This is a genomic window from Leclercia sp. LSNIH3 (assembly GCF_002935105.1).
Classification (GTDB): domain Bacteria; phylum Pseudomonadota; class Gammaproteobacteria; order Enterobacterales; family Enterobacteriaceae; genus Enterobacter; species Enterobacter adecarboxylatus.
The window spans coordinates 1,028,796-1,043,373 of the sequence record NZ_CP026387.1 but is presented as its reverse complement, the minus strand read 5'-3'; the positions used below and the strand labels follow the sequence as shown (position 1 = coordinate 1,043,373).

General features: G+C 54.2%; 13 protein-coding genes. 12 read left to right on the top strand and 1 reads right to left on the bottom strand.

The features are described from left to right. Positions 1-20: 20 nt before the first annotated feature. Positions 21-1,187: an ADP-forming succinate--CoA ligase subunit beta gene (sucC, locus tag C3F35_RS05085; protein WP_032617084.1), complete on the top strand. Its 1,167-nt coding sequence runs from the start codon at positions 21-23 to the stop codon at positions 1,185-1,187. Continuing rightward, positions 1,187-2,056, top strand: coding sequence for a succinate--CoA ligase subunit alpha (gene sucD, locus C3F35_RS05080; RefSeq protein ID WP_032617085.1), 870 nt, complete (start codon positions 1,187-1,189; stop codon positions 2,054-2,056). Before sucC ends, sucD begins: the two co-directional genes overlap by 1 nt. 83 nt (positions 2,057-2,139) lie before the next feature. On the opposite strand, the gene C3F35_RS05075 is transcribed toward sucD, so the two are convergent. Beyond that, positions 2,140-2,856 (bottom strand): GntR family transcriptional regulator, encoded by a 717-nt coding sequence (locus C3F35_RS05075; protein WP_032617086.1) that lies wholly within the window; start codon positions 2,854-2,856, stop codon positions 2,140-2,142. Positions 2,857-3,027: 171 nt separating this feature from the next. On the opposite strand from C3F35_RS05075, the gene mngA reads away from it, so the two are divergent. From mngA to tolA, 10 genes are all read left to right on the top strand, one after another. Continuing rightward, on the top strand, positions 3,028-4,944 hold the full coding sequence (gene mngA / locus C3F35_RS05070; protein ID WP_103791917.1) for a PTS 2-O-a-mannosyl-D-glycerate transporter subunit IIABC: 1,917 nt from the start codon (positions 3,028-3,030) through the stop codon (positions 4,942-4,944). A gap of 23 nt (positions 4,945-4,967) precedes the next feature. Beyond that, a complete protein-coding gene (gene mngB, locus C3F35_RS05065; protein WP_103791918.1) occupies positions 4,968-7,604 on the top strand; it encodes a mannosylglycerate hydrolase in 2,637 nt (878 codons plus the stop codon). Positions 7,605-8,279: 675 nt separating this feature from the next. Further along, entirely contained in the window at positions 8,280-9,848 is a 1,569-nt protein-coding gene (gene cydA / locus C3F35_RS05060) for a cytochrome ubiquinol oxidase subunit I (RefSeq protein WP_032617089.1), read from the top strand. Between the two features lie 15 nt (positions 9,849-9,863). Further along, positions 9,864-11,003 (top strand): cytochrome d ubiquinol oxidase subunit II, encoded by a 1,140-nt coding sequence (gene cydB / locus C3F35_RS05055; protein WP_032617090.1) that lies wholly within the window; start codon positions 9,864-9,866, stop codon positions 11,001-11,003. A gap of 14 nt (positions 11,004-11,017) precedes the next feature. Then, positions 11,018-11,131, top strand: a complete 114-nt coding sequence (cydX, locus tag C3F35_RS05050) for a cytochrome bd-I oxidase subunit CydX (RefSeq protein ID WP_003858598.1) — start codon at positions 11,018-11,020, stop codon at positions 11,129-11,131. Further along, entirely contained in the window at positions 11,131-11,415 is a 285-nt protein-coding gene (gene ybgE / locus C3F35_RS05045) for a cyd operon protein YbgE (protein WP_032617091.1), read from the top strand. Before cydX ends, ybgE begins: the two co-directional genes overlap by 1 nt. 148 nt (positions 11,416-11,563) lie before the next feature. Continuing rightward, a complete protein-coding gene (ybgC, locus tag C3F35_RS05040; RefSeq protein ID WP_032617092.1) occupies positions 11,564-11,968 on the top strand; it encodes a tol-pal system-associated acyl-CoA thioesterase in 405 nt (134 codons plus the stop codon). Beyond that, entirely contained in the window at positions 11,965-12,657 is a 693-nt protein-coding gene (gene tolQ / locus C3F35_RS05035; protein ID WP_071886480.1) for a Tol-Pal system protein TolQ, read from the top strand. The genes ybgC and tolQ overlap by 4 nt, the downstream gene beginning before the upstream one ends. 3 nt (positions 12,658-12,660) lie before the next feature. Next, the gene (gene tolR, locus C3F35_RS05030) at positions 12,661-13,089 is read left to right on the top strand and encodes a colicin uptake protein TolR (protein ID WP_032617094.1); all 429 of its coding nucleotides are present in this window, start codon (positions 12,661-12,663) and stop codon (positions 13,087-13,089) included. A gap of 37 nt (positions 13,090-13,126) precedes the next feature. Further along, positions 13,127-14,530: a cell envelope integrity protein TolA gene (gene tolA / locus C3F35_RS05025; protein ID WP_103791919.1), complete on the top strand. Its 1,404-nt coding sequence runs from the start codon at positions 13,127-13,129 to the stop codon at positions 14,528-14,530. Positions 14,531-14,578: the final 48 nt, after the last annotated feature.

The window sequence follows — 14,578 nt, the reverse complement described above, 5'->3', positions numbered from 1 at the left end:
CTGAAGGATGGATAGAACACATGAACTTACATGAATATCAGGCAAAACAGCTGTTTGCCCGGTATGGCTTGCCGGCTCCGGTGGGTTATGCCTGCAATACCCCTCGTGAAGCAGAAGAAGCCGCATCTAAAATCGGCGCCGGTCCTTGGGTAGTGAAATGTCAGGTTCACGCTGGCGGCCGCGGTAAAGCGGGCGGTGTGAAAGTTGTTAACAGTAAAGAAGAGATCCGTGCCTTTGCTGAACATTGGCTCGGCAAACGTCTGGTGACCTACCAGACAGACGCAGGCGGCCAGCCGGTTAACCAGATCCTGGTTGAAGCGGCGACCGACATTGCAAAAGAATTGTACCTCGGCGCAGTGGTAGACCGTAGCTCCCGTCGCGTGGTGTTTATGGCCTCTACCGAAGGCGGCGTGGAAATCGAGAAAGTAGCGGAAGAGACCCCGCACCTGATCCACAAAGTCGCTATCGATCCGCTGGCAGGCCCAATGCCTTACCAGGGACGTGAGCTGGCATTCAAACTGGGTCTGGAAGGCAAACTGGTGCAGCAATTCACCAAGATCTTCATGGGCCTGGCGACCATCTTCCTGGAGCGCGACCTGGCGCTGATCGAAATCAACCCGCTGGTTATCACCAAACAGGGCGATCTGATCTGCCTCGACGGCAAACTGGGCGCTGACGGCAACGCACTCTTCCGCCAGGCGGATCTGCGCGAAATGCGCGACCAGTCTCAGGAAGATCCACGTGAAGCGCAGGCTGCACAGTGGGAACTGAACTACGTGGCACTCGATGGCAACATCGGTTGCATGGTTAACGGTGCGGGCCTGGCAATGGGTACCATGGACATCGTTAAGCTGCACGGCGGCGAGCCGGCAAACTTCCTCGATGTGGGCGGCGGCGCAACCAAAGAGCGCGTGACCGAAGCCTTCAAAATCATCCTCTCTGACGACAACGTGAAAGCGGTTCTGGTGAACATCTTCGGCGGCATCGTACGTTGCGACCTGATCGCTGACGGCATCATCGGTGCGGTAGAAGAAGTGGGCGTGAACGTCCCGGTGGTTGTGCGTCTGGAAGGGAACAACGCTGAACTCGGCGCGAAAAAACTGGCTGACAGCGGCCTGAATATTATTGCAGCGAAAAGTCTGACGGATGCCGCTCAGCAGGTAGTTGCCGCAGTGGAGGGGAAATAATGTCCGTTTTAATTAATAAAGATACCAAAGTCATCTGCCAGGGCTTCACCGGTAGCCAGGGTTCATTCCACTCTGAGCAGGCGATTGCCTACGGTACGCAGATGGTTGGCGGCGTGACGCCAGGTAAAGGCGGCACCACCCATCTGGGCCTGCCGGTGTTCAACACCGTACGTGAAGCGGTAGAAGCGACCGGCGCAACCGCCACCGTGATCTACGTTCCGGCGCCGTTCTGCAAAGACTCCATTCTGGAAGCCATCGACGCAGGCATCAAACTGATCATCACCATCACCGAAGGCATCCCGACCCTGGATATGCTGACCGTGAAAGTGAAGCTGGACGAAGCCGGCGTGCGCATGATCGGGCCAAACTGCCCGGGCGTGATCACCCCAGGCGAATGCAAAATCGGCATTATGCCGGGCCACATTCACAAGCCAGGCAAAGTGGGTATCGTTTCCCGCTCTGGTACGCTGACCTATGAAGCGGTTAAGCAGACCACCGACTACGGTTTCGGCCAGTCCACCTGTGTGGGCATCGGCGGTGACCCAATCCCGGGTTCTAACTTCATCGACATCCTGAAGCTGTTCCAGGAAGACCCGCAGACTGAAGCGATCGTGATGATCGGTGAAATCGGCGGCAGCGCGGAAGAAGAAGCGGCTGCTTACATCAAAGACCACGTGACTAAGCCAGTAGTTGGCTACATCGCGGGTGTGACTGCGCCGAAAGGCAAGCGTATGGGCCACGCGGGCGCCATCATCGCGGGCGGCAAAGGTACTGCGGATGAGAAATTCGCGGCGCTGGAAGCTGCAGGCGTGAAAACCGTTCGCAGCCTGGCTGACATCGGCGAAGCGCTGAAGTCCATCATCAAGTAAATCCTCTCTGCTCCCCGAGTGGGGAGCTTTGACATAATAAAATGTCTGTTTCGACATGGTTGGCCGCTACACAGCGGCCTTTTTTATTGCCTGCGTTTGGCAACCAGCGTGAATTTATAATCGTCGCTGTTAAACACGTTGCGGCTGTATTCAAACACGCGACCGTCTTTTAAAAATCCGCGCGACACCTTTTCCAGGATCGGTTTTGCCGGATCGAGCGCCAGCGCGGCGATCGCCTCCTGCGATGGCATGATCGGCACCAGCTCCTGCTCGCTGCGATCGATCGTCATCTTTTTAATCTGCTCGATGTAGTGATATTTGGAGTTTTCCATCACTTCCCAGGTGAGGTCAGAGAACATGGCCAGCGGCATCCAAGTTTCTTCCAGATTCACCGGTTTTCGCTTAATAAAGCGCACCCGTTTGACATGCCAGACGTTGTCATCGGGATTGATATCCAGTTTTTCTGCCAGCTTGGTGTCGGCTTTTACCACTTCAAAAATTTTTACATCGCTATGCGTATCCACGTTTCTGTCGGCGAGCTTCTCGTAAAAGCCGGTGAGCTGGTAGATATCATAATTGACGCGCTCTTCTTTGACGTAAGAGCCGCTGCCCTGAATGCTTTCAATAATCTGCTCTTCGGTCAGCAGTTTTAGCGCCTGGCGAACCGTCACCCGGCTGACGCTGAACGCCTCCTGTAGCGTGGATTCCGTTGGCAACGCGTCTCCAGGCTGTAAAACACCGGTGTTAATTTTTTCACGTAGAGCATCGGCTATCTGCCGGTACATCGGTTTATTACCCATTTGCAGTGCCCGTTTAATACCTTTTCATCGAATTATGCCTTCAGCATCTAAATTGTAAATAATACAAGTTAGATACAAATTATCGTCGTTAGTGAAAGTGATCACATAAATGTATTATTTGGTCTGCCACAATTCCCCGCAGACAATAACAACATCCATGTGAGGATCTTGATGAACCTGACGACCCTGACCCACCCCAACGCCATCTGCGTGCAGGCGCACTATGCCAGCCGCGATGAAGCCATACGCCAGCTCACCCTGCGGCTACTGGATTTGGGCAAAATTACCGACGGGGAGGCATTTTTAACAGAAGTGCTGCAACGTGAATCGCTTGGCCCCACCGCGTTGGGCGAAGGACTGGCGGTGCCCCATGGCAAATCGTCTGCCGTGAAAGAGGCGGCCTTCGCCGTAGCCACCTTAAGCACGCCGCTTACATGGGAGGGCGTGGATGGCCCGGAGGACATAGAGCTAATTTTCCTGCTCGCCATTCCGCCTGCCGAAGCAGGTTCAACGCATATTCAGCTGTTGACGGAGCTGACATCCAGGCTGGCTGATGATGTCCTGCGAGCGAGAGTGATGGCAGCTACCACGGCAGATGCTCTGCTGGCTGCGCTGGACGATGTCCCCCAGGCAGAAGAGGCTACAGCGTTGGTGGATGCGCCAACCGTGGTCTGTGTGACCGCCTGTCCAGCGGGGATCGCCCATACCTATATGGCGGCTGAATACCTGGAAAAAGCAGGGCGGAAGCTCGGCGTCAACGTGGTGGTCGAGAAGCAGGGGGCGAACGGCATTGAGGGGCGTCTCACCGTGCAGCAGTTACAGGAGGCCAAAGCGTGCATCTTTGCGGCGGAGGTGGCCATCAAAGAGCATGAGCGTTTTCAGGGGATCCCCGCCATTTCCGTACCGGTTGCGGAACCGCTGCGCCATGCTGAAGCACTCATCGAGCGCGCGTTGGCGCTCAAGCCCTCAACCGATGCGCGTCATGCGCATGGCGATACCGAAACGAAAAAGAGCGTTAAAACCGAGCTCAAGCAGGCGCTCCTTAGCGGTATCTCTTTTGCGGTGCCGCTGATCGTTGCCGGCGGTACGGTGCTGGCCGTGTCGGTACTGCTGGCGCAAATCCTGGGCCTGCAGCACCTGTTCGACCAGGAGAACTCGTGGCTGTGGATGTATCGCAAGCTCGGCGGCGGCATGCTTGGCATCCTGATGGTGCCTGTCCTTGCGGCCTATACCGCTTACTCGCTGGCAGATAAACCCGCCCTGACGCCGGGCTTTGCGGCCGGTCTTGCAGCCAATATGATTGGCTCCGGTTTTCTGGGCGCGATCATCGGTGGGCTGATTGCGGGCTACCTGATGCGCTGGGTGAAAAGTCACATCCGCCTGAGCAGCCGCTTCAACGGCTTTTTAACCTTTTATCTCTATCCGGTCATTGGTGTGCTGGGCGCGGGCAGCCTGATGCTGTTTGTCATTGGCGAACCGGTGGCCTGGCTTAATAACACGCTCACCGCCTGGCTTAACGGTCTTTCCGGCGCAAATGCCCTGCTCCTGGGGGCGATCCTCGGGTTTATGTGCTCATTCGATTTGGGTGGGCCGGTCAACAAAGCCTCTTATGCGTTTTGCCTGGGGGCAATGGCGAACGGCGTGTACGGTCCCTATGCGATTTTTGCCTCCGTCAAAATGGTGTCGGCCTTTACCGTTACCGCGTCAACAATGCTGGCCCCGCATCTCTTTAAGCAGTTTGAAATTGAAACCGGCAAATCAACGTGGCTGCTGGGGCTGGCGGGTATCACCGAAGGGGCGATTCCGATGGCGATCGAAGATCCGCTGCGGGTGATTGGCTCGTTTGTTCTCGGCTCGATGGCAACAGGCGCGATTGTGGGCGCGATGGGCATTGGTTTGTCCACGCCGGGGGCAGGCATTTTCTCCCTCTTTTTACTTCATGATGCTGGCATGGGCGGCATGACCGCTGCGGCGGGCTGGTTTGGCGCGGCGCTGGTGGGCACCGCCATCTCCACGCTCATTTTACTGCTCTGGCGACGCCAGGCGGTGAAGAAGGGCAACTACCTCACTGAAGACGTTACGCCATAAACACTCACTAACAGGAAACGAAGATGAAAGCTGTATCTCGCGTTCATATCACGCCACATATGCACTGGGACCGTGAGTGGTACTTCACCACCGAAGCGTCACGTATTCTCCTGGTCAATAATATGGAGGAGATCCTCACCCGCCTCGAACAAGATGAGGAGTATAAATATTACGTTCTCGATGGCCAGACGGCGGTGCTGGAAGACTACTTCGCGGTGAAGCCGGAAAACCGGCCCCGCGTAAAGGCGATGGTAGAAGCCGGTAAGCTGATTATCGGCCCCTGGTATACCCAGACCGATACCACTATCGTCTCCGGCGAGTCGATTGTACGTAACCTGATGTACGGCATTCGTGACTGCATGGCGTTTGGCGAGCCGATGAAAATTGGCTACCTGCCGGACTCTTTTGGGATGTCCGCGCAGCTCCCCCACATTTATAACGGTTTCGGTATTACGCGCACGATGTTCTGGCGCGGCTGCTCCGAACGTCACGGCACCGATAAAACCGAATTCCTGTGGCAGAGCATGGACGGCAGCGAAGTAACGGCACAGGTGCTGCCGCTGGGTTACGCAATTGGTAAGTACTTACCGGAGGACGAAGCCGGGCTACGTAAACGACTCGACAATTACTTTGAGGTGCTGGAAAACGCCTCTGTGACCAAAGAGATTTTGCTGCCCAACGGGCATGACCAGATGCCGTTGCAGCAGAACATTTTCGCGGTGATGGATAAGCTTCGTGAAATTTACCCGCAGCGTAAATTTGTAATGAGCCGGTTCGAGGAGGTGTTCCGGCACATTGATGCGAACCGTGATGAACTGGCGACGCTGAAAGGGGAGTTTATCGACGGCAAATACATGCGTGTGCACCGGACAATTGGCTCCACGCGCATGGATATCAAAATTGCCCACGCCCGCATTGAGAATAAAATCGTCAACATCCTTGAGCCGCTGGCGACGCTCGCCTGGACGCTGGGTTTTGAGTATCACCACGGTCTGCTGGAAAAAATGTGGAAAGAGATCCTCAAAAACCATGCCCACGACAGCATCGGCTGCTGCTGTAGCGACAAGGTTCATCGCGAGATTGTCTCCCGGTTCGAACTGGCTGAAGACATGGCCGACAACCTGACTCTTTTTTATATGCGTAAGATTGTCGACAACATGCCACAAAGCGATGAAGACAAGCTGGTGATGTTCAATCTGATGCCCTGGCCACGTGAAGAAGTGGTTAACACCACCATCCGTCTGCGCGCCAGTCAGTTCCGTTTGCTGGACGATAAGGGCAATACGATCCCCTGTTTTATCCGTCACGCCCGTGAAATCGACCCCGGGCTGATTGACCGGCAGATCGTGCATTACGGGAATTACGACCCTTTTATGGAATTTGATATTCAGTTCCGCCAGATCCTGCCGTCGATGGGCTATTGCACTCTCTACATTGAGCCGCATGTCGCCGGTAAGATACTGCCATCGGTGACGCCTACCGGGGCGTTGCTGGAAAATACGTTCTGGCAAATCGATCTGAACCGCGACGGCACGCTGCGTTTGCGCGACAAAGAATCCGGCCTGGTCTATGAGCGGGTGCTGGAACTTGAAGAGAGTTCTGATGATGGCGATGAGTACGACTACTCCCCTTCACGCGAAGAGTGGCGACTCACTTCAGCGCAAGGAGAGCATGACGTCGAGGTGATTCATGAAGGCTGGCAGAGCAGGGCGGTTATCCGGCATCGGATGGCCGTTCCGGCGAATCTGGCCGAACGCTCGGCGCGCCAACAACATGGATCTCTTGAGGCCGAGATTGAGGTAACGCTTAGCCACAATAGCAGGCGCATCGACGTGGCGGTGCGGCTGGACAATCAGGCCGACGACCACCGGGTTCGGGTACTGATCCCCACGCCGTTTAACACCGAAGAGGTGTTATCCGACACGCAGTTTGGATCGCTGACGCGCCCTGTGCAGGATGACGCCATGACAAACTGGCAGGAGGAGGGCTGGAAGGAAGCGCCGCTGCCGGTCTGGAATCTCCTTAATTACGCAGTTCTCCAGGAAAAGCGTAACGGGATGGCGCTGTTTACCGAGGGGCTGCGTGAATTTGAAGTGGTGGGGGAGGGCCAAAAAACGTTTGCCCTGACTTTACTTCGCGGGGTAGGGCTGCTTGGGAAGGAGGATTTACTCCTGCGTCCGGGCCGGCCATCCGGCATCAAAATGCCTGTTCCTGATTCCCAAATGCGTGGCGAGATGCGTTGCCGTTTCAGCCTGTTGAGTTTTAGCGGTTCGCCAGTGAGTGCGGGTATTGCGCAGCAGGCGAAGTCATGGCTCACCCCCGTGCAGTGCTATAACAAAATCCCGTGGGACGCGATGAAGCTGAACCGCACCACGTTCACGACCCCTGGTCACTATAGCCTGTTAACGCTCGCACCGAATGGATGTGTTCTCAGCGCCCTGAAGAAGGCTGAAGATCGTGATGAGCTTGTTCTTCGTGTGTTCAACCCTTCTCAGTCCCATTCCTCTGATGTCGCATTCTCCATGAGCCGGGCTATCAAAGGGGGCAGCGAAACGGACATGAATGAGGTGATAAAGGCGCCGCTGCAAGGAGGTAAAGAGTTTGTAGAGGCCTTGCGGCCGGGGCAATCGCGAACCTTTAGTCTCGAAATAGGCAAATAACCTTTCCAGCAATTAAAAGGTCACAGCGCATGTGACCTTTTGTTTCATTAAATAGTCACATCGCGGTGTTAATTTTAAGGTGGATAAAGGTAAGTTAAATGTAATTGTGCAAAATTGCACACCCGCAATGAATAACGCTTTGCGGCAATAAACAGGCGGTGTTTTTCTTAAAGCAAAACCGGTTCATCCTTCCTCGTTAATAAAAATCACTTTTATTTATATTATTTCCAGAATTCGATAACCATTAACACCTCGGGATATACATATCATTAACATGGTTTTTACTATTTAACCCACAATTAAACATCGTTAACAATCAGGCGCGTTTTTGATTTAAATCAATGTTTAATGCCTGGAAAAAGGCGCCAAAAGGCGCTAAATTGTTCGCGATCAAAACGCACCAAAAGTGGTAGTTTTGCTATAAATTGATCATCGTCGAAAAATGTAAATCTGATTCAATAAAACCTGTTTATTGTAAGGGGTTTGCAGCGTATTATATTTGCGGGATCAATTTCTTTTTTCTTAACCTATTTGTAACCTTTCACTCTCGCTTTTTTCTTTCCAGAGGCAGGCGTGACGATAAGGATGCGAATAATTTGTTTTGGGGCATGTGTGTGAATCCTTATCTAACAGGTTTCACTCTCGAAGTCTTCATGCGATGAGCAAGGAGTCATGATGTTAGATGTAGTCGAACTGTCGCGCTTACAGTTTGCCTTGACCGCTATGTACCATTTCCTGTTTGTGCCACTGACGCTCGGTATGGCGTTCCTGCTGGCCATTATGGAAACGGTCTACGTTCTTTCCGGCAAACAGATTTATAAAGATATGACCAAGTTCTGGGGCAAGTTGTTTGGAATCAACTTTGCACTGGGCGTGGCAACCGGTCTGACCATGGAGTTCCAGTTCGGGACTAACTGGTCTTATTATTCTCACTATGTTGGGGATATCTTCGGTGCGCCGCTGGCTATTGAAGGTCTGATGGCCTTCTTCCTCGAATCCACCTTTGTAGGTCTGTTCTTCTTCGGCTGGGATCGTCTGGGCAAAGTCCAGCACATGGCGGTAACCTGGCTCGTCGCGTTAGGCTCTAACCTGTCCGCGCTGTGGATCCTGGTGGCCAACGGCTGGATGCAGAACCCTATCGCGTCAGACTTTAACTTCGAAACCATGCGCATGGAGATGGTCAGCTTCTCCGAGCTGGTGCTGAACCCGGTCGCTCAGGTGAAATTCGTTCACACTGTGGCTTCTGGCTATGTCTGCGGTGCAATGTTCATCATGGGCATCAGCGCCTACTATATGCTGCGTGGTCGTGACTTCGGCTTTGCGAAGCGCTCCTTCGCCATCGCGGCGAGCTTCGGTATGGCAGCTATCCTCTCTGTTATCGTGCTGGGTGATGAATCCGGTTACGAGATGGGCGACGTACAAAAAACCAAACTGGCCGCCATCGAAGCAGAGTGGGAAACCCAACCGGCTCCGGCAGCCTTCACCCTGTTTGGTATTCCCGATCAGGATGCACAGGAAAACCACTTTGCTATTCAGATCCCTTATGCGTTGGGCATCATTGCCACCCGCTCCGTGGATACACCGGTTATCGGTCTGAAAGATCTGCTGGTGCAGCATGAAGAGCGTATCCGTAACGGGATGAAAGCTTACTCCCTGCTGGAGCAGCTGCGTTCCGGCTCTACCGATCAGTCCGTTCGCGATCAGTTCAACGACGTGAAAAAAGACCTTGGTTACGGCCTGCTGCTGAAACGCTATACCCCGAACGTCTCTGACGCGACGGAAGAGCAGATTCAGCTGGCGACCAAAGACTCGATTCCACGCGTTGCGCCGCTGTACTTCGCGTTCCGTATCATGGTTGGCTGCGGCATCATCATGCTGTTGATCATTGGTGCCTCCTTCTGGTCGGTCATTCGTAACCGTATCGGTCAGCGTAAATGGCTGCTGCGTGCTGCGCTGTACGGCATGCCATTACCGTGGATCGCCATCGAATCCGGCTGGTTTGTTGCGGAATATGGCCGTCAGCCATGGGCTATCGGTGAGGTGTTGCCAACTGCGGTGGCGAACTCATCCCTGACCCCTGGGGACCTGATTTTCTCCATGCTGTTGATTTGTGGCCTGTACACCCTGTTCCTGGTGGCTGAACTGTTCCTGATGTTCAAGTTTGCGCGCCTTGGTCCAAGCAGCCTGAAAACGGGTCGCTACCACTACGAGCAGTCCACCGTCGCTTCTCAGCCGGCACGCTAAGACAGGAGTCGTCAAATGATCGATTACGAAGTATTGCGTTTTATCTGGTGGCTGCTGGTCGGGATCTTACTGATTGGTTTTGCGGTCACTGACGGTTTCGACATGGGGGTGGGCATGCTCACCCGCTTCCTCGGTCGTAATGATACCGAGCGTCGAATTATGATTAACTCCATCGCCCCGCACTGGGACGGTAACCAGGTGTGGCTGATCACCGCAGGCGGCGCGCTGTTCGCTGCCTGGCCGATGGTCTACGCGGCTGCGTTCTCCGGCTTCTATGTGGCGATGATCCTGGTGCTGGCATCGTTGTTCTTCCGTCCGGTCGGTTTTGACTACCGCTCGAAGATCGAAGACACCCGCTGGCGCAATGTGTGGGACTGGGGCATCTTCATTGGTAGCTTCGTGCCGCCGCTGGTGATCGGCGTGGCGTTCGGCAACCTGCTGCAGGGCGTACCGTTCCACCTCGATGAATACATGCGTCTGTACTACACCGGTAACTTCTTCCAGCTGCTGAACCCGTTCGGTCTGCTGGCAGGCGTGGTCAGCGTGGCGATGATCCTGACCCAGGGGGCGACTTACCTGCAGATGCGTACCGTAGGTGAACTGCACCTGCGCTCTCGCGCCGTCTCGCAGATTGCGGCGCTGGTAACTCTGGTCGGCTTCGCGCTGGCAGGCGTCTGGGTGATGTTCGGTATCGACGGTTACGTGGTGACTTCTGCGATTGACCATACTGCGCCGTCTAACCCGCTGACCAAAGAAGTTGCACGTCAGGCCGGTGCCTGGCTGGTGAACTTCAATAATACGCCGGTTCTGTGGGCTATCCCGGCGCTGGGTGTGGTGCTGCCGCTGCTGACCCTGCTGACTTCCCGCATGGAAAAAGGCGCATGGGCATTCGTCTTCTCTTCGCTGACGCTGGCGTGCATCATCCTGACGGCCGGTATCGCGATGTTCCCGTTCGTGATGCCATCCAGCACCATGATGAATGCTAGCCTGACGATGTGGGATTCCACCTCCAGTCAGATGACGCTGAACCTGATGACGTTTGTGGCTGCCGTGTTCGTCCCGCTTATTCTGGCTTACACCACCTGGTGTTACTGGAAAATGTACGGTCGTATCACGAAAGAACATATCGAAAGCAATACTCACTCTATGTATTAAGGAAGGAGCTGAATATGTGGTATTTCGCATGGATTTTAGGAACGCTTCTTGCCTGTGCATTTGGTGTGATTACCGCCCTGGCGCTTGAGCACGTTGAAGCGACCAAAGCCGGTGAAGAAAAGCACTGATGATCGCGTATCTCTACGGGATCATGGACAAGCGCCCGCTCAGGGCGCTTTCCTTAGTGATGGCGTTACTGCTGGCGGGTTGCATCTTCTGGGACCCGTCGCGTTTTGCGGCGAAGACCAGCGAGCTTGAAATCTGGCACGGTTTTCTCATCATGTGGGCGGTATGCGCCGGTGTGATCCACGGCGTTGGCTTTCGCCCTAAAGCCGTTCTCTGGCAGGGCATCTTCTGCCCCCTGATCGCTGATGTGGTCCTTCTTGTGGGCCTGATTTTCTTTTTCAGCTGAATAAGAACTATCCGTTAATATTATGGGCTTACCCTGGCCCATAAATATTTACTCTCCGTTTACTTTCCCCCATTCCAAAGCACCATTCCCGCGCGTATAGTAGCGAAGTTTAAAAGCTCTAACTCTTTTTGTATTACCGGGATGTAAAGTGAATACAACGCTGTTTCGATGGCCGGTTCGTGTCTACTACGAAGATACGGATGCCGGTGGTGTGGTTTACCATGCCAGCTACGTTGCCTTTTATGAACGAGCACGCACTGAAATGCTGCGCCATCATCACTTTAGCCAGCAGGTCTTGCTGGCGGAGCGAGTTGCCTTCGTGGTACGCAAGATGACGCTGGAGTATTTTGCGCCTGCCAGACTCGACGATATGCTCGAAGTCCAAACAGAAATAACATCAATGCGCGGAACCTCACTGGTTTTCACGCAGCGGATCGTCAATGCAGAGAATACGGTACTGAACGAAGCTGAAGTCCTGATTGTCTGTGTTGATCCACTCATCATGAAGCCTCGTGCGCTTCCTAAGTCTATTGTCGCGGAGTTTAAGCAGTGACTGACATGAATATCCTTGATTTGTTCCTGAAGGCAAGCCTTCTGGTTAAACTTATCATGTTGATTTTGATTGGTTTTTCAATCGCATCCTGGGCCATCATCATCCAGAGAACCCGTATCCTCAATGCAGCTGGCCGCGAAGCGGAAGCCTTTGAAGACAAGTTCTGGTCCGGTATTGAACTCTCCCGTTTGTATCAGGAAAGCCAGGGGCGTCGTGAAACCCTCTCCGGCTCCGAACAAATTTTCTATAGCGGCTTTAAAGAGTTTGCCCGTTTGCACCGCGCTAACAACCATGCGCCGGAAGCGGTCGTTGAAGGGGCATCCCGTGCGATGCGCATTTCAATGAACCGTGAACTGGAAACGCTGGAAACGCACATTCCATTCCTGGGCACCGTGGGTTCCATCAGCCCGTATATCGGTCTGTTTGGTACGGTCTGGGGGATCATGCATGCCTTTATCGCCCTGGGCGCGGTAAAACAGGCGACGCTGCAGATGGTTGCGCCGGGTATCGCAGAAGCGCTGATTGCGACCGCTATCGGTCTGTTCGCCGCTATTCCTGCCGTTATGGCGTATAACCGCCTTAACCAGCGCGTGAACAAACTGGAACTGAACTACGACAACTTCATGGAAGAGTTCACCGCGATTCTGCACCGCCAGGCGTTTACCAGCACCGAGAGCAACAAGGGGTAAACCATGGCCAGACAGCGTGGACGGGGTCGTCGCGAACTGAAGTCCGAAATCAACATTGTACCGCTGCTGGACGTGCTGCTGGTGCTGCTGCTGATCTTTATGGCGACAGCACCCATCATCACCCAGAGCGTTGAGGTTGATCTACCGGATGCGACAGAATCTCAGGCTGTAAGCACCAATGACGATCCACCGGTCATCATTGAGGTATCCGGCGTTGGGCAGTACAGCGTGGTGGTTGAAAAAGATCGTCTTGATCAACTGCCGCCGGAGCAGGTTATTGCCGAAGCGCAACGACGTCTGCAGTCCAATCCGAAAACGGTCTTCTTAATTGGTGGGGCGAAAGACGTGCCTTACGATGAAATAATAAAGGCGCTGAACCTGTTGCATAGCGCGGGCGTTAAGTCAGTCGGCTTGATGACGCAGCCTATTTGATCATCTGCGTACACAACAGAGTTTTTGGGAACCCATAGTGTCAAAGGCAACCGAACAAAACGATAAGCTTAAGCGGGCGATCATTATCTCGGCGGTGCTGCATGTCATTCTTTTTGCAGCACTGATCTGGAGTTCGTTCGATGAGCATCTCGATACCGCTGCTGGCGGTGGGGGAGGTTCATCCATCGATGCCGTGATGGTCGATCCCGGCGCGGTGGTGCAAAACTATAACCGCCAGCAACAACAGCAGGCGAGTGCAAAACGTGCTGAAGAGCAACGCGAAAAGCAGGCGCAACAGCAGGCGGAAGAGCTGCGTGAAAAGCAGGCGCAACAGCAGGCGGAAGAGCTGCGTGAAAAGCAGGCCGCCGAGCAGGAACGTCTGAAGCAGCTCGAGAAAGAGCGTTTGCAGGCGCAGGAAGCGGCGAAAGAGCAGGCGGAGCAGCAGAAACAGGCTGAAGCCGCAGCGAAGAAAGCGCAAGAGCAGCAGAAGCAGGCAGAAGAGGCGGCAGCCAAAGCCGCAGCCGATGCCAAAGCGCAGGCCGATGCGCAGGCTAAACAAGCTGCCGAGGCGGCAAAACAGGCCGCGGATGCCGCTGCATTAGCCGCGAAAAAAGCCGCTGCCGATGCGCAAAAACAGGCTGAAGCTGAAGCCGCCAAAGCGGCTGCTGATGCGAAGAAAAAAGCAGAAGCTGAAGCCGCGAAGAAAGCTGCTGCCGACGCACAGAAAAAAGCGGAAGCTGAAGCTGCCAAACAAGCAGCTCAGGAAGCCGAGAAGAAAGCGGCTGCCGAAGCAGCTAAAAAGGCCGCTGCAGCAGAAAAAGCCGCCGCAGCTGAAAAGGCTGCTGCTGAAAAGGCTGCCGCAGAGAAAGCTGCTGCCGCAGAAAAAGCGGCTGCTGAGAAGAAGGCCGCCGCCGCAGAAAAAGCCGCCGCTGATAAAAAAGCCGCTGCAGAGAAGAAAGCCGCTGCCGATAAAGCTGCTGCTGACAAAGCGGCCGCTGCAAAAGCCGCAGCAGCTAAAAAAGCTGCCGCGGAAAAAGCAGCCGCATCGGACGTTGATGGCCTGTTTGGCGAGTTAAGTTCAGGTAAGAATGCGCCGAAAGGCAGCAACAGCGGTAGCGCAGGTGGTGCCTCTCCTGCTAAAGGAAGTAAGCCAGGACAAGGTGGTGCGTCTCAGGCTGAGATTGCATCATATATTGCGCAAGTGCAGGCCGCTATTCGTGGACATCTGTATGACTGGGATAGTTACCGTGGCAAGACCTGTACGCTTAGGGTAAACCTAAGCGCAGATGGGACGATTCTTAGCGTTAAAAAAGAGGGTGGCGATGAGGCATTCTGTCAGCAGATGTTATCTGCTACCAGCAGAATGACCAAGTTCCCGAAACCACCTTCGCAAGCAGTGTATGAAACGTTCAAAAATGCACCACTGGACTTTAAGCCTTAAGTTTTATTTTTCCTGTGCAAATGGGGAAAAACAGGCCAGGTTTAGTCT